The 18,222-nt window shown below is 66.2% G+C and carries 21 protein-coding genes and 1 pseudogene; 6 read left to right on the forward strand and 16 right to left on the reverse strand.

Annotated features, from left to right (window positions below):
- Window positions 1-18 precede the first annotated feature (18 nt).
- Together AB0J46_RS06350 and AB0J46_RS06355 are read right to left on the reverse strand one after the other, a co-directional pair.
- Window positions 19-291: a hypothetical protein gene (locus AB0J46_RS06350; protein ID WP_364327233.1), complete on the reverse strand. Its 273-nt coding sequence runs from the start codon at window positions 289-291 to the stop codon at window positions 19-21.
- 233 nt (window positions 292-524) lie between these two features.
- Window positions 525-827 (reverse strand): hypothetical protein, encoded by a 303-nt coding sequence (locus tag AB0J46_RS06355; RefSeq protein ID WP_364327236.1) that lies wholly within the window; start codon window positions 825-827, stop codon window positions 525-527.
- Between the two features lie 488 nt (window positions 828-1,315).
- On the opposite strand from AB0J46_RS06355, the gene AB0J46_RS06360 reads away from it, so the two are divergent.
- Together AB0J46_RS06360 and AB0J46_RS06365 are read left to right on the forward strand one after the other, a co-directional pair.
- Window positions 1,316-1,771, forward strand: coding sequence for a hypothetical protein (locus tag AB0J46_RS06360; RefSeq protein WP_364327239.1), 456 nt, complete (start codon window positions 1,316-1,318; stop codon window positions 1,769-1,771).
- Between the two features lie 162 nt (window positions 1,772-1,933).
- Window positions 1,934-2,530, forward strand: coding sequence for a hypothetical protein (locus AB0J46_RS06365; protein WP_364327242.1), 597 nt, complete (start codon window positions 1,934-1,936; stop codon window positions 2,528-2,530).
- 380 nt (window positions 2,531-2,910) lie between these two features.
- Here AB0J46_RS06365 and AB0J46_RS06370 read toward each other — a convergent pair whose 3' ends face one another.
- Entirely contained in the window at window positions 2,911-3,357 is a 447-nt protein-coding gene (locus AB0J46_RS06370; RefSeq protein ID WP_364327245.1) for a hypothetical protein, read from the reverse strand.
- A gap of 56 nt (window positions 3,358-3,413) precedes the next feature.
- Between AB0J46_RS06370 and AB0J46_RS06375 the strand changes: the two genes are divergently transcribed.
- Window positions 3,414-3,752 (forward strand): hypothetical protein, encoded by a 339-nt coding sequence (locus AB0J46_RS06375; protein WP_364327248.1) that lies wholly within the window; start codon window positions 3,414-3,416, stop codon window positions 3,750-3,752.
- Between the two features lie 249 nt (window positions 3,753-4,001).
- Here the strand turns inward: AB0J46_RS06375 and AB0J46_RS06380 are convergent, their stop codons facing one another.
- The 6 genes and pseudogenes from AB0J46_RS06380 to AB0J46_RS06405 all read right to left on the reverse strand — a co-directional run bounded on the left by AB0J46_RS06380 (window position 4,002) and on the right by AB0J46_RS06405 (window position 7,214).
- Window positions 4,002-4,520 (reverse strand): type II toxin-antitoxin system RelE/ParE family toxin, encoded by a 519-nt coding sequence (locus tag AB0J46_RS06380; RefSeq protein ID WP_364327251.1) that lies wholly within the window; start codon window positions 4,518-4,520, stop codon window positions 4,002-4,004.
- Window positions 4,521-4,523: 3 nt separating this feature from the next.
- Window positions 4,524-4,832 carry a type II toxin-antitoxin system prevent-host-death family antitoxin gene (locus AB0J46_RS06385; protein ID WP_237103413.1) on the reverse strand — a complete coding sequence of 103 codons (309 nt, stop codon included), beginning with the start codon at window positions 4,830-4,832 and terminating at the stop codon, window positions 4,524-4,526.
- Between the two features lie 56 nt (window positions 4,833-4,888).
- Window positions 4,889-4,996, reverse strand: a pseudogene (locus tag AB0J46_RS06390) (peptide-methionine (S)-S-oxide reductase); the annotation flags it as partial.
- 28 nt (window positions 4,997-5,024) lie between these two features.
- Window positions 5,025-5,579, reverse strand: coding sequence for a PIN domain-containing protein (locus tag AB0J46_RS06395; RefSeq protein ID WP_364327254.1), 555 nt, complete (start codon window positions 5,577-5,579; stop codon window positions 5,025-5,027).
- Between the two features lie 3 nt (window positions 5,580-5,582).
- A complete protein-coding gene (locus tag AB0J46_RS06400; RefSeq protein WP_364327257.1) occupies window positions 5,583-6,038 on the reverse strand; it encodes a helix-turn-helix domain-containing protein in 456 nt (151 codons plus the stop codon).
- Window positions 6,039-6,338: 300 nt separating this feature from the next.
- Complete coding sequence (locus AB0J46_RS06405; RefSeq protein ID WP_364327260.1) at window positions 6,339-7,214, reverse strand: GNAT family N-acetyltransferase; 876 nt, start codon at window positions 7,212-7,214, stop codon at window positions 6,339-6,341.
- 444 nt (window positions 7,215-7,658) lie between these two features.
- On the opposite strand from AB0J46_RS06405, the gene AB0J46_RS06410 reads away from it, so the two are divergent.
- Window positions 7,659-7,865: a hypothetical protein gene (locus AB0J46_RS06410; protein WP_364327263.1), complete on the forward strand. Its 207-nt coding sequence runs from the start codon at window positions 7,659-7,661 to the stop codon at window positions 7,863-7,865.
- A gap of 13 nt (window positions 7,866-7,878) precedes the next feature.
- On the opposite strand, the gene AB0J46_RS06415 is transcribed toward AB0J46_RS06410, so the two are convergent.
- The gene (locus AB0J46_RS06415) at window positions 7,879-8,355 is read right to left on the reverse strand and encodes a hypothetical protein (protein ID WP_364327266.1); all 477 of its coding nucleotides are present in this window, start codon (window positions 8,353-8,355) and stop codon (window positions 7,879-7,881) included.
- A 251-nt stretch (window positions 8,356-8,606) separates the two neighbouring features.
- Window positions 8,607-9,383, reverse strand: coding sequence for a hypothetical protein (locus AB0J46_RS06420; protein ID WP_364327269.1), 777 nt, complete (start codon window positions 9,381-9,383; stop codon window positions 8,607-8,609).
- 112 nt (window positions 9,384-9,495) lie between these two features.
- On the opposite strand from AB0J46_RS06420, the gene AB0J46_RS06425 reads away from it, so the two are divergent.
- Window positions 9,496-9,711, forward strand: coding sequence for a hypothetical protein (locus AB0J46_RS06425; RefSeq protein WP_364327272.1), 216 nt, complete (start codon window positions 9,496-9,498; stop codon window positions 9,709-9,711).
- A gap of 788 nt (window positions 9,712-10,499) precedes the next feature.
- Here the strand turns inward: AB0J46_RS06425 and msrA are convergent.
- The gene (gene msrA, locus AB0J46_RS06430; protein ID WP_364327275.1) at window positions 10,500-11,162 is read right to left on the reverse strand and encodes a peptide-methionine (S)-S-oxide reductase MsrA; all 663 of its coding nucleotides are present in this window, start codon (window positions 11,160-11,162) and stop codon (window positions 10,500-10,502) included.
- A gap of 170 nt (window positions 11,163-11,332) precedes the next feature.
- Here msrA and rarD point away from each other — a divergent pair, with 170 nt between their 5' ends.
- On the forward strand, window positions 11,333-12,262 hold the full coding sequence (gene rarD / locus AB0J46_RS06435) for an EamA family transporter RarD (RefSeq protein ID WP_364327278.1): 930 nt from the start codon (window positions 11,333-11,335) through the stop codon (window positions 12,260-12,262).
- Here rarD and AB0J46_RS06440 read toward each other — a convergent pair.
- From AB0J46_RS06440 to nuoL, 4 genes are read right to left on the reverse strand one after another with little or no spacing between them, the layout of a single operon-like run.
- Complete coding sequence (locus tag AB0J46_RS06440; RefSeq protein ID WP_364327281.1) at window positions 12,224-13,213, reverse strand: polyprenyl synthetase family protein; 990 nt, start codon at window positions 13,211-13,213, stop codon at window positions 12,224-12,226. The two genes, rarD and AB0J46_RS06440, sit on opposite strands and share 39 nt — an antisense overlap.
- An 11-nt stretch (window positions 13,214-13,224) precedes the next feature.
- Window positions 13,225-14,814: an NADH-quinone oxidoreductase subunit NuoN gene (nuoN, locus tag AB0J46_RS06445; RefSeq protein ID WP_357966364.1), complete on the reverse strand. Its 1,590-nt coding sequence runs from the start codon at window positions 14,812-14,814 to the stop codon at window positions 13,225-13,227.
- The gene (locus AB0J46_RS06450; RefSeq protein WP_364327284.1) at window positions 14,811-16,370 is read right to left on the reverse strand and encodes an NADH-quinone oxidoreductase subunit M; all 1,560 of its coding nucleotides are present in this window, start codon (window positions 16,368-16,370) and stop codon (window positions 14,811-14,813) included. Before AB0J46_RS06450 ends, nuoN begins: the two co-directional genes overlap by 4 nt.
- Entirely contained in the window at window positions 16,370-18,220 is a 1,851-nt protein-coding gene (gene nuoL / locus AB0J46_RS06455; protein WP_364328025.1) for an NADH-quinone oxidoreductase subunit L, read from the reverse strand. Before nuoL ends, AB0J46_RS06450 begins: the two co-directional genes overlap by 1 nt.
- Window positions 18,221-18,222 lie beyond the last annotated feature (2 nt).

The following is an 18,222-nucleotide window of genomic DNA, read 5'->3' on the forward strand; positions in this document are numbered from 1 at the left end:
CCAACCGGCACCGGCCCGTCAGTTGCTCTCCGGTCGTTGCCGAACGTCCGGACGGCGCAGGAGACCGCACCCATGGCCGTTGATCTGGCGCCGCAGCCCGGTGATCTCGTCCGCCAGGGCCTCGTAATCTTGTCTCAGCTCGGCCTGGAAGGCAGCGAGTTCGGTCATCATCAGAACGATGCTGATCATGGTGAGGTCGTCCGCGGTGCGGGTGCTCGTCTCAAGCGCCTTGACGCGTAGCATCACCTCAAGGATCTGCGCCTCTAGGTTCACGGCTCCTGCCTGTTCCACGCAGGGAAGACGATGCCGCACCGGTGGCCCGGCACGTGCGCTGACGTGAGCACAGTGACAGGTGGAAGGCAAAGAACCGAGCCGCGGCGCAAGGCGAGGTGTGGTTCTTTCTCCCCCCGCCAAACGTCTTTCCTCTCCGGGATGTAGTTTCTCGTCAGCCCCGCCGACCACAAACACGCCCGAACAGGCGGAAAGCGGGATCCTCTGCGGCCCGCTCTACCAGCCAGCGGCCCTCAACCTCGCCGAGCCCCTTCGGGCCGGATCACCCGGACGGAGATCCCCCGCCGCCGGGCCTCGGCCACCACGTCAGCCGTGCCGCCATGGCCTCGGGCCGGCTGCCCGTCCCAGACGGCGAACAACACATCGGCGTCATCCAGCATCCGCTCACTGGCCGCCATGTGGGCCTCCGCGGTGGACTCCACGAACTCCAGCCTGTGAGCCCGGCCTGCCCGGCCCAGCAACTCGTCGTACGCGGCACGGCACTCGCCCGGCAGCCCGTCCCGATACCGCTCGGCCGGGATCACGACCTCCAGCACACCACCGAGATCGAGTACCGCACGAGCGAAGATCTGATCAGCCCCGTCCGACCGAGATCGGGAAGGTACTCCACAAGAGCCTCACGTATCGCCTGATCGACCAGTACAGCGGTCTCTCCCGACAAGCCCCTGTGCCCCGACACAGCGACGCGCACCACGATCACCTCCGGGCGCCGGCAGCCGGTTCCCTACAGGTGGAACCAGTGAATCCGCCGACAAGTGGTACAGACGAAGCAGGTCGCGTCCCGGTTGGCCCAGTCCAGGCCCATGAAACTCATTCCGGTCGTCTGCAGCTTCCACTGACGGGACTCGAAAATCTCGCTCTGGCATGTGTCGCACCTGAGGTTCTGCCCGTGCGGGAGCCTTACGGTGGTGGCCTCGTCCATGTTCACGATGCTATGCGAGACGATCCGCCCCGCGCCTCACCAGAAACAGGTCCGGCACCGGCAGACCGAGATTGTCGGCGCCGGACTCTACGCTTCGCGCCCATGACCAGAGAAGAGTCTCCCGTCGCGCACACGAAGCGGTTTGATGTGGAGGTCGCAGACTGCGGTCAGGTCTATCTCCTGGACGAGGGAGACTACGAGCCCAAAGACAGGCCAGACGACTCACCGACCCATTCGGTCGGGCTCGTCACAACGGAGAGAAGCGGCTTCGCCAGCCTGAACATCGCCACACTTTGGGGGCTGATTCCCTTCACCGTGACGATCGCCGACCGGGATCCGGGCGCTGACCTTGACGGCTATGAGGACATCGTGGAGATCAGTTTCGACTCCCCGTCGGGCCAGGTCTTCCTGGCCGGATGGCTCATAAATTGGGACGACGAAAAGGCGCACGACCTTTCCCCGTTGCTTTCCGGTCCAGGCACATATCGTCTGCGATATCACGTCCGAGGAATGGCTGAAGAGCGCTGCTCCGTAGATGACCACTACCTTCAGATATAGCCTGCGGGACAGCACGATCCCGCCGTACTGAAAATCACGAGCATCCCCTTCCAGCACATGCTGAAAGCCGACAGGGCCGCGGGGTGAGCGAGAGAACGGCGCCCGTGTCTCTCAGGAGAGTGGCACAGTGGGCATCAGTTATCGAGGAGGAGTTGACGGACCATGGGTGACTACTTCGAGCGGATCGTCGATGTCGAGGTGACCGGCCAAGAGGCTGAGTCACTCGCAGAGCGGATGGTCGACTGGATGGTTTCCGAAGGGCTGATCACGCGCGAAAGATCCAGCGACGGCATGTACAGCCTGCAAGTGGACGACGGGTACGAGCCCGGCCCCAACTGGCGACGGGCAGTGGCCGACTCCTCGGACCCGTCGTGGATACCGGGACCGGTGGCGGTCATCGTCGGGCGGGATTACCACGTCGGAGGCCAGGGGACGAGCGAGGCGGACTCCGCGACCTGCCCGCGATGTGACGCGACCACCGTGATCATCGACTACCCGAACGCGTGGGAGGCGGACCAGGCGGCTTGGCAGCCGTTCAGCGACGGCATCGACGCCTGGAAGGAGACCGGTGAAGGAAGTGTCACCTGCTCCTCGTGCGGAGCCTCCGTCCCGGTCACCGAGTGGCTGTTCGGGTCCGGCTTCGACCTCGGAGCGCTCGCCTTCGACTTCTGGGGCTGGCCCCCTCTCAGCGTCAGCTTCCACACGGAGTTGAGCAAGCACCTGGGACACCGCATAGAGGTACAGTCAGGCAAATTCTGACCCCCACCACAAGCACTGAACCGGGTGCCGACGCAAGCAGCCGTGATCGTCCGCGCCCCCGCCCGTCCTGGCACAGATCCGACACGCCCCAGAAGGCCTCACCTCCTTCGATCGATCAGCCGGTGCTGAGGAACAAAGCCTCGGACCGTCGACCCACGGCGCGCCCAACTTCACGAAGCAATGCCTACCTACTCCGTGTCCTTCGGGTGTCGAGGTGATGCATAGATCACCCAGACGGTACGAACGGTGTCATCGATGACATACCGCACCCGCCCACCGCTGGTGATCGATGTGATGCGAGATCGCCACGGAGACGATGTTGTCGATCACGACTGGCACCCGTGCGCGGATCAAGGCGCAGGATCTCATAGCATTCGGGCTCATACGGAAACCTGCACCGGCCCGAAGTCGCCGCTCGTGGCCTTACGAGCCTCGGCGTAGTGGGCAGGATCCGCCTTGATCCTCGCAGTGGCTCGCCAGCCCGCTATGACCTCTTGGCTGGTGGCGTCGACATCCAGTTCAGCCGCATCCGAGAGCGCCTCGACCAATTCCAGCGTGAAGGCACGCAGTTCGGTGGACGACAGGTGGCGAACCCACGGGAAGACCTCTGGCATGGCGATGACGAGGGCGCGTGCGGTGGGATCGTGCTTGATCAACGCAAGGAACAAGCCCGAGGCGGTGGCCAGCGTCCGTTCCCGCTCTTCTTCACGATCAGCTGCGGTGAGGTAGAAGTCCGAAGCGTCTCGATGCGTGACTCGTACCCGTCCAAGACGTGCGGCCCGTTCCGCGACCGCTCGCGGATTCCTCGACAGATCAGAGAAGGTCACTTCGTCGGCATGACTAGTGCTCACTAACTTTGCGGATCGATGCGCGAACCGTCCAGGTGATCGCCGATGGGGTGCTGGTGCGCACCAAGCCGTTCCCGCTGGCCCCGGCGCAGCGCGGACGCTTGCACGGCGTACGGCTGACCAGCACACCTCCAGCCGCTCCTGGCCGCTTCCCGCGGGTGGAGCGGGTGGTGTCCAGCAACGGGAGCCTGAAGGTGGCCGGCTGCAAGGTCCAGGTCGGCCAGGTGCACCGGGGCAAGGTCGTCACCGTTGTCCTGGAGAAGACGCAGTTGCGGGTGCTGTTCGAGGGCGAGCTGCTGTCGGCCCACCCGCGCACCATCGTCAAGGAGGTCAACCGGCTGCGAGCCAGCGGCCACATCGACTACGAGATCTAGGCACGGTGTGAAGCATCAACCGATGCCAAACCGTCAAGCATCAACTGAAGGTTGACAGACGACTCTGTCCCGTGATCGACGCGGGATGTGCCGGGCGATCACGGGCCAGGATCGAGCCATCTCCGCAGGTTGCGCCTCGCCGGAGGTCAGGCCCACCGGACAGGCCACGCCCGTGCCGCAGTAGCCGTTGGGGACTTTGTACAGGTACTGCTGGTGGTAGCGCTTTGCTTCAGGCGGTAGATGCGCGACCTAACGAAGCTTGGACCGGTACTCAGCCCACGTGTCGACCGCCTCTTCAAGGTCAAGAGCGGCAACATCCTCACGCGCCATCCCGACCGTGTAGATCAAGCGGTCTGCGAGCCAGTCTGGAACGGGTTCCCTGGGAGATGCTTTCTCCACCCGAATGTGATCGGCCAGTGCGCCGAGGCGTTCGATCACCTGGCCGAGCTGGACGATCTCGGGACGACCTGCACCCGCCTCCCGGACTCTCGCCGTCGCCTCCTCGTACACTTCGGCGTCGGCACGTTCACCGACAGCCCACACCTCGCAGATCTCCACCGACTTGTCCTCGGTGATGCGGTAGACGACACGCCAGGTGTTGCGACCGACCACCAGCTTCCGGAAACCGGTCAGTTCCCCGCCAAGCGGATAACCAGCTTCAGGGTTGTCCAGCAGGAGAAGGATCTTCTTGAGCACCTTGGGTACCGCGTCTGGGCCGATCCGCCGAAGGTCGTCGACCGCCGGCGCCGTGAAGGCGACGTCGGACACGATTCACTCATCGTCCGGGATGGCGGACAGCGACTCGCGAGTATGCCCGAAAGCAGCAAGCACCTCATCGAGTGAGACCCGCTCCCCCGTGTCCGTAACCGACCGGGCGAGCACCAGCGCCAGATCACGCAGATCAGCCGCCGCCTCCTCCAGCTCATTGAGCCGGCGGATACTCACCACGGCCGCCACTGGCTGACGCCGACGGGTGACCACCAGATCGGTCCCCTGCTCCGCATCAGCCACTAGGCGGGCAACCCCTCGCTGGGCCGCCTCTGTGACGCTCAGCTCAGTAGCGTCGTGCAGAACAGTCATACATGAACTGTATATCTATCTGCACAGAAGTGCGACGCCTGGGCCTGACGTTCGGCTCACGCCTCGCCGGACGTCAGGCCGACCGGGCAGGCGACGCCCGTTCCGCCGATTCCGCAGTAGCCGTTGGGGACTTTGTACAGGTACTGCTGGTGGTAGCGCTTGGCTTCGCGCCACAGATCCAGTTGGGGGACTTCAGCCGGCCCGAAGGGCAGCGACCGCTTCGACGAGGCCCGCCGCCTCCAAAGCGTCGAGCACATCATCAACGGTCTCCGGCGGGCTGGTCCGTGAGTCCGCGATCTGCTGCACACAAGCCCAGACGACCCTTCCGTCCAGGTCGATTTGGTCCAGCACGAAGTCATCGGGTGACTTCACCTCGATATCCCATGGAGCCAAGTAGGCGGCAGGGAAGTCCTTGAGATTCGACGTAACGATGACCTTCGCGCCCACCTTGATCGCCGCAGCCAGCACATGCCTATCATCGGAGTCGGGTAGTTTCAGCCCTTCGATCAGTGGCTCATATCCCTCGACGAGGCAGTCTCGGACAGCGGAGTTCATCAGGCAACGGAGCTTGTCGAGCTTCTCCGCAGGAATGTCGGGCCGGTTGGCGGCGAGGTTGCGCTGCATCTCGTCAAGGATGCCGTTGGTCCACCTGGCTTGCACCCGTCCTGTCATGGCGAGACGAATGAGCAGGTCACGCAGGGTGTTGCCGTACAACACGTTCGCGTCGTAGACCACCACGAATGTCATGGCTCAGATGCCCAACTCTTGCCCCAGCGCAGCGAGTTCGTCGGCCGCGGTCCGGCGCTTGGCGTCATCGCGACGCTTGTACTCCTGGAGATCCTCGTTCTTGATTCGGCGGTGCTTGCCGATCAACCGGAAGGGAATTTCTCCCGTCTCCAGAAGTTTGATGACGTACGGGCGTGAGACGTTCAGCATGTCCGCCGCTTGCTGTGTCGTCAGCTCAGCATGCGATGGAATCACCGTGACTCCGCGCCCTTCCGCTGCTTGGGCAAGGATGAAGGCAAGCAGAGTCACTGCTTCACGAGGCAGGATCAAGGGGTCCTCTCCCCCGTGCTCGCCAACGACCTGCACGGTCGGCTGCTCGGGATACCGCATGAGGTAATCCTTGATCCGGCGGACCGCACGAGCGGCCACCTCGGCATCGATGCTTCCCGGCTGAACTCGCTTGGCCTGCACGTCAGTCATGACGTCACCCCCTCTTCGCAGTATCCGCAACAGACGAAATAAACGCAAGCACGATCGCTAGCAGCCCGGCACCGCCCTGCCCCTGCGATGAAGGCTGTCGCCGAAGACGGCGCTGACCCATGATCTACGCCGGGCGTGCCGGGCGACCATGGGTCAGGATCTAGCTTTCTCTGCAGGTCTACGCCTCGCCGGAAGTCAGGGCGACCGGACAGGCACGCTCGTGCCGCCGATGCCGCAGCAGTAGCCGTTGGTGGCTCTGTACATTGCTCTTGGTAGTGCTCCGCCCCCGGCAACAAGTCCTCAGGACTGGAGGTCGTTGGAGAGGTTGATCCGGATCTCCGTGTTGCGGTACCCGGCGCGCAGGAACGCGGCCGCCATCGGCGCGTTGCCCACGTCGGTGGTGGCTGTGATGCGCGCCTCTCCGTTGGCCGCATGCATGCGGGTGATCTCGGCGAGTACCTCGTCCACGTATCCGCGCCCCCGGAACTCCGGGACCACCCCGAGATATCCGACGTTCACGCTGTACGGCGTCGCCGAGGGGATCGCCATGCCTGCCACCTCGCCCTCGTACGTGTAGGCGATCCGCCACCACTCCCGCTTGCCTGGCGCGCCGAGATAGAAGTCCATCTCTTCGCGCGCGGTCGCGTCCACGCCTTTGGCCGCCACGTTCGTTCGGGTCTGAAAGTCCAGACTGCCCTCGGCGATTCTCCTGAACACCGCCAGGAACTCCTCATCGGACGCCTCGGCGAACCGCAGCGCCCCAGCCACTGGGGGCACCCCGTCGGTCGGCGCCCACTCGAACTGCAGCCGCTCGACCTCCCGGGTGAGGCCGGCCGCGTGTGCTGCCGTTCGCCGCCATTCCACAGCCGCCGAGGTGACCGGATCGTCACGCCAGCCGCCGGACGCCTTGATCGCGTACTGCACCGGCTGCGGGAACACTGCCAGTGCGGCCCTCATCAGTTCGGTGGCGACGACGATGCGCTCACCCACTGCGGGATCCACGTCCAGGCAGTCGAGCGCGACCGGGTACGCGCTGCCCCTCGGCCCCCACCACAGCGCACGTCCCACGACCCGGTCACCGACCTCGGCGATCCACGTCCACTCCGACCGGTACATGTTCTCGGCCAGTTCTGCGAGGTAACGGTCGGCGGAGATCCAACCGACGGGCTCCGTCACGACCCACGAGGTCACACGGTCCAGCTCCGCAGGGACGATCGCACGGCAGGAAATCACCGGAAGAGCTTAGTTGACCTTTTGTCCACCCGTGGGCGACTCAGCATGGGGCAGGTCACGCTGATCACGCCATCGGACGTCAGCCCAACCGGACAGACGCCACCCTTGTCGCCGATGCCGCAGTAGCCGTTGGTGACTGTGTACAGGCACTGCTGTCGATAGCGCTTCGGTGCAGGCGTCGGCGCGTCCTGTGGTGCAAGACCGAAGCGGGCGGCACCCTTGACAGTGCTTCGGCGGCCTCGGCTCGGCAGATCAGCCAGACAATATGCGGCAGATCTGCCAAGAGGTGTGCGGCAAATCTGCCATCAGAGCATGTCGGTGTGGAGTAATCTCCGCTCCGGACACGGACGAACTCACGGTCTTCCTCGTCGCGCGGAGGCCATGGCGATGGAAGCCCTCACCGACACCCATGCAGTGGTGATCAATGGCGCCCGGCATGTCGACAAGAGCACTCTGGTCCAGGCGATCGTGCGTCAGACGGCAGGGGCCGGCGAGAGCCACCTGGATCAGGCAGCCGTATGCGCGGCGGCACGACAGGATCCCGATGGGGTCGTGCATCATGACGGACTTCTTCTCATCGATGCAGGCACCTAGCGTCTAGAGGCTCCTAATCTCGCTGGGCCCCATCAGGCCAGATCACCCGCACAGGCATCTCCCGCCGCCGCGCCTCGGCCACCACGTCAGCAGTCCCGCCATAACCTCGGGCAGGCTGCCCGTCCCAGACGGCGAACAACACATCGGCCTCGTCCAGCATCCGCGCACTGGCCGCCATGTGCGACTCCGAGGTGGACTCCACAAAGTCCAGCCTGTGAGTTCGGACCGCCCGGCCCAGCAACTCGTCGTAAGCAGCCTGGCACTCGCCCGGCAACCCATCCCGATACTCCTTGGCAGGGATCACGGCTTCCAGCACGCCGCCGAGGTCAAGTACCGCGCGAGCGAAGATCTGATCAGCCCCGTCCGCCAGACAGGACAACCCGGCGACTTCAGGACCGTACTCCGCGAGCGCCTGGCGTACCGCCCCGTCGATCAGTACGGCGGTCTCCTCCGGCAAGCCCCGATGGCCGGACACAGCGATGCGAACCATGATCCCCCTAGATCAGAGTGGTGTGAAGACGCTCGTCGAACGAGCGCAAAGCGCTGGACGACGGCCCCGCATACGATCGCCGGAAGTTCTCGGCCCGGTGCAGGAAACGCTCAGAGCCGGAGGTCTTAGCCATAGTGAGCGCATTGGACGCCAGACACCTCACGAGGGGAGCGGGACCACGCTCGATATCCGCTCCCACCTGGTACTGCGGCCCCTCGGTTCCAAGGCCGTCCGAGCCGATTGTCGCTCAGTTAGTCACCCAGGATCGGGCCTGCGGGCTGGGGCTGCTGCCACACGTCGCGGCCGTTGCCCCACAGCTCAGAGGCATGGTAAGCAAACCGATCGAACAGGCCGTCGTCCTGAAACCGCCGCAAGTGCAACATGGGCGAGTCGTGACCGACGAGCTTCGCCAAGTGCGGCGTGACGAGCATTTCCGAGTCGAACCGGAACACGCTCATGGCGATGTGCTCGTCACCGAACCGGGCCTCGACACCGGCAACGTCGCGTAGCTGATCGATTTCCGACAGAGTGATCCGGATGCGCGTGGAGACGGTCAGCGGAACGTTCTCCACGTCCTCGCGGTGGCGCGTCACCTCACTCTCCGGATCTCCGACGAGGAACCGGATCTTGCAGCCCTGCTGCGCCTTCCGCTTGAGCACCTTCGCGAGATTGGGGTGTTCCAGCCACAGGAAGTAGTTGGTGTAACCGGCGAAGACGATCTCGTTGCGCGCCGAGCTGATGAGATTGCGCCAGATTGATTTCGGACATGCGGAGCGATACGGATAGACGGTCAAGACTTCCTTATCCGGCCCAGTTTTCACCGTATTGCGAATTGCATCCGGCCATAGCACGGCTGTCTCAACTCCTAGTGCCTCTGCGGCTGCCCATTGGTGCCGCATGTGCGGAACGCGGGTTTCGTCCTGCAGCCAGCGTTCCACCGTCTTGACGTCCACGCCACACCGGTCGGCCAAGTGCTGGTTCGTGACCTGGGCGTTCAGCATGGCGCTGCGCAGGGGGACGTTGGCCACGGCACACCTCGAACTGGAGGACGTCAGGGACGTTCGGAGCGTAACGCTGTAACGTCCTGGACGTCTTGATAACGCGGTGGGTTTGTCACGCTCAGGTAAGCACGCTGATCGCATGTCCACTCCGGTGATTCTCGAAGACCTCCAAGCGGCATTTCCCGGTTGGTGCATTTGGCGTAGTTCTGCGGGCCGTCTCTGGGCCACCCGGAACGGTCGTCGCCTGTCCCCGCGCGAAGTAGATCACGGCCTGTCCCAGACGATCGACGCGGACGACATCGTCCATCTCGCCGAGCAGCTGAAGGAGCAGGAGACAGCAGAGGAGGCGTTGTGAGCCGCCCTTCGCTCGCACCGGAGACTCACGCCGCCGCCGCCCTGGCCAACGCCCTCGCCGCCCGGGGAGTCTCCGCAGACGTGCACGACGGCTACGGCCTGGCGCTGGTGTCCGTCTGGGTCGGATTGGTCGTCTGGTGTCACGACGGGCGCTACTGGTGGCGATCGGCATGGGATGCGAGACGACAGCGAGTCATCTACGCCTGGCACCCCTCCACCGAACCCGCTCGGGCCGCTCACCGAATCGCTCTCCGCTACGCCCAACTACGGGGGTCTCAGCAAATCTGTACGCCGCTCGCCGGAGCGCACCCGTGCCCATGACCTTGGCGAAGCTGATCGCCCAGTACCCGGCATGGAAGGTTCAGGACATGGCCGCAGGCTGGGTGGCCATTCGGAAGCAGCCCGTGCCCTGTGCAAGCGGACTGTCCAACGTCCGTTGCGGGGCGACGTTGGATGAACTGGCCGCGAACCTACAGGCGGAGACCAGACAGGGGAGGAGGAAGCACCTTCGAAGCGCCTGACACGGCCACGAAACACGCCAGCCTCCACCACAGGGAGCAACCCGGGTAGATCGCTGGCAACCCGACCCGGAGCGCAGGGCCCCCAGGCCCGAGCACCCGAAGCGGGACGGCAGAAACTTGAAGCTCATCGTCGGGGCCGCCGGCCCCGTGGCCGGCGCAGCGAGCCCTTGAACCTGTGAGGAAGGTTGTCGCCGAAGACGGCTCTGGCCCATGATCGACGCCGGACGTGCCGGGCGACCATGGGCCAGATCTAGCTATTTCCGCAGGTCTACGCCTCGCCGGAGGTCAGGCCGACCGGACAGGCCACACCCGTTCCACCGATTCCGCAGTAGCCGTTGGGGACTTTGTACAGGTACTGCTGGTGATAGTCCTCGGCGTAGTAGAAAGGCTTGGCTTGGGCTATTTCGGTGGTTATGGTGCCGTAGCCGGCGTGGGTGAGGACCTGCTGGTAGGCGGCGCGGGACGTCTCCGCCGCCTTCTCCTGCTCCGGCGAGTGGTAGTAGATCGCCGACCGGTACTGCGTGCCGGTGTCGTTGCCCTGCCGCATGCCCTGGGTCGGGTCGTGGTTCTCCCAGAAGACCTTCAGCAGCTCCTCGTACGACACCTGTGCCGGGTCGAACACCACCCGGACGGCCTCGGTGTGCCCGGTGAGGCCGCTGCAGACCTCCTCGTACGTCGGGTTGGGGGTGTAGCCGCCCTGGTAGCCGACGGCTGTCGTCACCACCCCGGGCGTCTGCCAGAACTTGCGCTCGGCCCCCCAGAAGCAGCCCAGCCCGAAGTCGGCCACCTCCAGGCCCGAGGGGTACGGCGGGGCGAGCGGGGCGTCGAGGACCGCGTGCCGCGCGGGCACGGGCATCGCCTCCGAGCGGCCCGGCAGAGCGTCCTCGGGACGGACCATCGATGTCTTGTTACCGCCGAACAGCCAGCCCATCGTGCCACCTCCATCAGGTGTCTCCACCCTACGCAAGCGCCGCGGGCGGCGGCGTGGCGTGGGTGGCGGGATTGCGCCTACACAACGCCCGAACAGTTAAGGACGCCTAAACATTCCCGTATAGTGACACACATTTGTATTTAAGCTGGTAAGGCCCGAAAATGGGTTACATGCCTGACCTTCGGCGCGGTGTACTGTTCGGGATCGCCGCCTACACCATGTGGGGGCTGTTCCCCCTGTACTGGCCGCTGCTCAAACCGTCCGGAGCCGTGGAGATCCTGGCTCATCGGATGGTCTGGTCCCTGGTCGCCGTCGCCGTCGTGCTGGCCGTGCGCCGGCACTGGAGCTGGTTCAGGGAGCTGGCCCGGCAGCCGCGCAAGCTCGTCCTGCTGACGATCGCCGCCATCGTCATCACCGTCAACTGGGGCACCTACATCTACGCGGTCAACACCGGCCACGTGGTCGAGAGCGCCCTCGGGTACTTCATCAACCCGCTGGTCAGCGTGCTGTTCGGGGTGCTGGTGCTGCGGGAGCGGCTGCGTCCGCTGCAGTGGACGGCGGTCGGCTTCGCGGCGCTGGCGGTGGTCGTGCTGACCCTGGACTACGGCAGGCTCCCCTGGATCGCGCTCACGCTCGCCGTCAGCTTCGGCGTGTACGGGCTGGCCAAGAAGCAGGCGAACGTGGCCGCCACCGAGAGCCTGGCCGTCGAGACGCTGGTGCTGCTGCTGCCGGCGCTCGGGTACCTGATCTATCTGGAGTTCGCGGGGCAGGCCACGTTCGGGCAGCAGGGCCTCGGGCACGCGCTGCTGCTGGTGGGGGCCGGGATCATCACGGCCGTGCCGCTGATCTTCTTCGGCGCGGCAGCCATCCGGGTGCCGCTGAGCACCGTCGGGGTGCTGCAGTACATCGCGCCGATCCTGCAGTTCATCGTGGGGGTGACGATCGCCGGCGAGGTCATGCCGCCCAGCCGGTGGATCGGGTTCTCGATCGTGTGGCTGGCCCTGGCCATCTTCACCTACGACAGCCTCCGGGCGGCACGGACGGCCGCCCGGGTCAGGCGGTCAGCCCGAACGCTCGACCACGTAGTCGCAGAGAGCTAGGAACGCCGCCCTGGCCGGGATGTCGGGCAGGGCGGAGAGGTCGACGCGGGCCCGGTCGACCCACGCGGTCAGCTCGGCGCGGGCCCGCTCCATGGCCGGGTGGCCCCGCAGCAGGGTGAGCGCCTCCTCCACGTGCTCCTCCGGCACCGGGCCGGACAGCAGCTCGGTCAGCCGCGACTGCTCGCCGCTGGTGAGCGCGTAGAGGACCGGCAGGGTGTGGACGCCCTCACGCAGGTCGGTGCCGGGGGTCTTGCCCGACTGGGCGCCCGAGGAGGCCACGTCGAGCAGGTCGTCGCCGAGCTGCCAGGCCACGCCGACGGCCTCGCAGGCGCGGCTCAGCCGCTCCTCGACGTCGGCGGGGGCGCCGGACAGCAGCGCGCCGAACCGGCCGGAGGCGGCGATGAGGGAGCCCGTCTTGTCGGCCAGGACGCTCAGGTAGTGGCCGACGGGGTCCTCGCCGTCGCGCGGGCCGATCGTCTCGCGGATCTGCCCCTGGACGAGGCGGGAGAACGTCTGGGCCTGGATGCGGATGAGCTCGGGGCCGAGGTCGGCCAGGAGGTCCGAGGCCTGGGCGAACAGGTAGTCGCCGGTGAGGATCGCCACGGTGTTGTCCCACCGGGCGTTGGCCGAGGGCGAACCCCGGCGCACGGGGGCCTCGTCCATGACGTCGTCGTGGTAGAGCGAGCCCAGGTGGGTCAGCTCGATGACCACCGCGCCGGGCACGACACCCGGCGCGGACGGGTCGCCGAACTGGGCCGCGAGCAGCACCATCAGTGTGCGGAACCGCTTGCCGCCCGCCTCGATGAGGTGCTTGGACGCCTCCGTGACGAAGGCGTCCTCGCTCTCCACCGACGAGCGCAGGAGCTTCTCGACCGCGGCCAATCCGGTGGCCACGTCCTGCGCCAACCGTTCGTCCTCAATGGGAAGGTCAACCACGGGCGGCGCAGACATACGAGATCCCCTTATCTAATGAACAGAGCCGAAGCGGCGTCGTTGGCGACACCGAGGAGGGTCTCCGGGTAGAGCCCCACTCCTACGGTAACCAGCAGGGAAACGGCGATGACGGCCACGGTCCCCATACTGGGCACCGAGATCGCCGGGCCGTCGGCCGCGGGCTCGCTGAAGAACATCAGCACGATCACCCGGACGTAGAAGAACGCGGCGATGGCCGAGGCCACCACGCCCACCACGACCAGGCCGGCCATCCAGCCGCCCATCGAGTCGCCGGGCTGCGTGCCGCTGTTCAGCGCGGCCGCGAACACGGCGTACTTGCCGAAGAAGCCGCTGGTCAGCGGGATTCCGGCGAAGGCGAGCAGGAAAAAGGCGAACACCCCGGCCAGCACCGGCGAACGCTTGCCGAGCCCGGCCCAGCGCGACAGGTGTCCTGCCTCGCCGCCGGGGTCGCGCACCAGCGTGACCACCGCGAACGCGCCGACCGTGGTGATGCCGTAGACCGCCAGGTAGAACAGGATCGACTTGAGCGACTGGGCGTTCTGCCCGGCCGAGCCGAACGTCGCCATCACGCCGACGAGCAGGAAGCCCGCGTGCGCGATGGAGGAGTAGGCCAGCATGCGCTTGATGTCGGTCTGCGTGATCGCCAGGATCGAGCCGACGATCATCGTCAGGGCCGCGACGGCCCAGATGACCGGCCGCCAGTTCCAGTCCAGGTTGCCCAGACCGACCCAGAACACCCGCAGCAGGGCGCCGACGGCCGCGACGAGCGTGCCGGAGGCCATGAGAGCGGTGATGGGGGTCGGGGCGCCCTGGTAGACGTCGGGCTTCCACGCCTGGAAGGGCGCGGCGCCGATCTTGAACAGCAGGCCGACGCCGAGCAGCGCGAGCCCGGCCATGAGCAGCGGGTCGAGCAGCGCGCCCTTGGCCAGGGCGGCGTTGATCCCGGGCAGCGAGACGGTGCCCGCGTAGCCGTAGATCATGGCGGTGCCGTACAGGAAGAACGCCGAGGAGAACGCGCCGAGCAGGAAGTACTTCATCGAAGCCTCCTGCGACAGCAGGCGGCGCCGGCGGGCCAGGCCGCACAGCAGGTACAGCGGCAGCGACATGACCTCAAGGGCCACGAACATCGTCAGCAGGTCGTGCGAGGCCGGGAAGAGCAGCATGCCGCCGACCGCGAACAGCACCAGCGGGTAGACCTCGGTCTGCCCGGCGCCGTTGTCGGCCGCCTCGGCCTCCTCCTCGTCCGCGCTGCCCGGCACCGCCGCCGCCGAGGCCACGAAGTGGCCCTCGTCGTTGATCAGCAGCACCGTCACGAACGACAGGACGATGATCACGCCCCAGATGAACAGCGCGGGACCGTCCACCGCGACCGCGCCCATGGCGGCGGCCTGGGTGGGCACGCCGCGCATGACCTGGAGGATCACCAGGGCGAACGCGCCGATCAGGCTGAGCAGCGTGAGCGGGACGTGGATGGACTTGCGCAGGTAGCGGGGCGCGAACGCCTCGACGAGCACGCCGATGCAGGCAGCGCCAAAGATGATCAGCAACGGCGCCAGCGTGCCGTACTCGATCGTCGGCGCTGGGATGACGTCGTTCACTGACCTGTCCCCTTCTCAGCGATGGTGGCAGTGGGTACGTGCACGTTGGTCAGCGTCTGCTGCACGGACGGGTTGATCACGTCGAGCAGCGGCTTGGGGAAGAAGCCGAACCCGATGATCAGCGCGACCAGCGGCGCCAGCACCCAGATCTCCCGGGCGTTGAGGTCCTTGAACGCCTTGACCGGCTCGGCGGTCGGGCCGTTCAGCGTGCGCTGGACCATCCACAGGATGTAGACGGCGGCCAGGATCACGGCCACCGCGGAGATGATCGCGGCCACCGTCAGCGCGCCGGAGCCGTGCGCCTCGCTGGAGTACGTGCCGATCATCACCATGAACTCGCTGACGAAGGACGACAGTCCGGGCAGCGAGAGACCGGCCAGACCGGCGACCAGGAAGAAGCCGGCGAGCACCGGGGCGACCTTCTGGACGCCGCCGTAGTCGGCGATGAACGGCGAGCCGCGCCGGGCGATGAGGAACCCGGCGGCGAGGAACAGCGCGCCCGTGGCGAAGCCGTGGTTGACCATGTAGAGGGCCGCACCGGACTGGGCGACCGACGACATGGCGAAGACGCCGAGCACGATGAAGCCGAAGTGCGAGATCGACGTGTAGGCGATGAGCCGCTTCATGTCGGTCTGGCCGATGGCCACGATCGCGCCGTAGATGATGCTGATGACCGCCAGGACGACGATCGGCATCGTGAACGCCTTGGCCGCGTCGGGGAACAGCTCCAGGCAGAAGCGGAGCATGCCGAACGTGCCGACCTTGTCGAGCACGCCCACGAGCAGCACGGCGGCGCCGGCCGGGGCCTGGGCGGCCGCGTCGGGCAGCCAGGTGTGCACCGGCCAGAGCGGCGCCTTGATGGCGAAGGCGATGAAGAAGCCGCCGAACAGCCACTTCTGCGTCGTCGGGTCCTTGATGGCCCCGACGAGCGGCTCGAACATGAACGTGCCCTTGTTCGCCAGCACGTACAGGCCGATGACCGCGACCAGCATGAGCAGGCCGCCGAAGAGCGAGTACAGCAGGAACTTGACGGCCGCGTACGACCGCTGGGCGCCGCCGTACGACCCGATCATGAAGTACATCGGGATCAGCATGGCTTCGAAGAACACGTAGAAGAGGAAGACGTCGGTCGCCGCGAAGACGCCGATCATCATCGTCTCAAGGACGAGCAGCAGCGAGAAGTACGTCTTGACCGACCGCTTGGGCGTGACCAGCGTGCCGTCCGCGGTCCTGACGCCGTCGGCGTCGTGCCAGGAGGCCAGGACGACGATCGGCACCAGCACGACCGACAGGGCGATCAGCACCAGGGCGACGCCGTCGACGCCGACCCCGAACTTCACGCCGAAGCTCGGGATCCAGTCGTACTCCGCCTTGAACTGGAAGCGCTCGCCACCGGGCTTGAACCCGGCGGCCATGACGCCCGTCAGCACCATCGTCAGCAGCGAGACCGCCAGCGTGACCTGCTTGGCCAGCTTGTCGCCGCCCTTGGGAAGCAGGGCCACCACGATGGCGCCCACAACGGGCACCGCCATGATTATCGGGAGCCAGGGTGACATCAGATGTTCCCAACGAGGAGCAGGGCGCCGGTCAGCAGGGCGGCACCGATCAGGATGGACAGCGCGTACGTTCGCGCGAAGCCCGTCTGGAGCCTGCGCAGGCGACCCGAGCTCCCGCCGATGCCTGCCGCCAGACCGTTGACCAGCCCGTCGACGCCGCGGTTGTCGAAGAACACCGCGATGCGGGTCAGCCACTGGCCGGGGCGCATGAACAGGGACTCGTTGAGGGCGTCGCCGTAGAGGTCACGGCGGGCGAACGTGGTGAGGACGGAGCCGCGCGGCTGCACCACCGGCACCTGCGCGCGGCCGTAGCGCATCCACGCGTAGGCCGCGCCGATGGCCACGAGCACGAGCGTCGCCAGACCCACCGTCGTGGTGCTGAACACGTGGAACGCCGGCAGCTTCTCGGGCAGGCCGACGGCCGGCGAGAGGAACTTCATCAGGCGGTTGTCGTTGATGAGGAAGTAGCCGAGGACGACCGAGCCGACCGACAGCAGGATCAGCGGCAGGGTCATCACCGCGGGCGACTCGTGCGGGTGTGCTTCCTTGTCCCAGCGCTTCTCGCCGAAGAACGTCATGAAGATCATGCGCGACATGTAGAAGCCGGTGATGCCCGCGCCCAGGACGGCCAGCCAGCCCATCCAGGCGCCGTGCTCCATGGCCGTCTCGATGATCCCGTCCTTGGTGTAGAAGCCGGACAGGAACGGGAAGCCGATGATGGCGAGGTAGCCCACCATGAACGTGACGAACGTGATCGGCATGAACTTGCGCAGGCCGCCGTACTTCCTCATGTTCACCTCGTCGTTCATGCCGTGCATGACCGATCCGGCGCCGAGGAACATGTCGGCCTTGAAGAAGCCGTGGGCGATGAGGTGCGCGATGGCGAAGGCGTAACCCGCCGGGCCGAGGCCCGCGCCGAGCATCATGTAGCCGATCTGCGACATCGTCGAGCCGGCCAGGCCCTTCTTGATGTCGTCCTTCGCACAACCGATGATCGCACCGGCGAGCAGCGTGGCCACGCCGACGATCGTCACGACCAGCGAGGCGACGTCGGACGCCTCGAAGAACGCGCCGGACCGCACGACCAGGTAGACGCCGGCGGTGACCATGGTCGCCGCGTGGATCAGGGCCGAGACCGGGGTCGGGCCCTCCATGGCGTCCAGGAGCCAGGACTGCAGCGGGAGCTGCGCCGACTTGCCGCACGCGCCGAGGAGCAGCAGCAGTCCGATCGCCGTGAGCGTGCCGTCGCCCTGGCCGGAGACGACCGCGTGCGTCAGCTTGCCGAAGCTCAGCGTGCCGAACGTGGTCCAGATGATGAACATGCCGACCAGCAGGCCGAAGTCACCGACGCGGTTGACGACGAACGCCTTCTTCGCCGCGACCGCCGCCGAGGGCTTGAACTGCCAGAACCCGATCAGCAGGTAGGACGCGAGACCCACGCCCTCCCAGCCGATGAACAACCCGACGTAGTTGTCGGACAGCACCAGCAGGAGCATCGCGGCGACGAACAGGTTCAGGTACGCGAAGAACCTGCGCCGGTGCTCGTCGTGCGACATGTAGCCGATCGAGTAGATGTGGATCAGCGATCCGACACCAGTGATCAGAAGGGCGAAGCTGATCGACAGCGGGTCGATGAGCAGCCCCATGTCGACCATGCCGGGGATGAACTCGTACAGATGCACGGCCTGGCGACGCTGATCGTCCCCGAGTCCGAGGATTTCGAAGAACGCCAGCACAGCCACGACGAACGAGGCGAGGGACATGGCCACGCCCAGCAGGTGGCCCCACCGGTTGGTGAACCGGTTGAACACCAGGAGGATGAACGCCCCCAACAAGGGGAGAGCGATCATCA

It is taken from the genome of Nonomuraea sp. NPDC049758 (genome assembly GCF_040674635.1).
In the GTDB taxonomy this organism is placed as follows: Bacteria; Actinomycetota; Actinomycetes; order Streptosporangiales; family Streptosporangiaceae; genus Nonomuraea.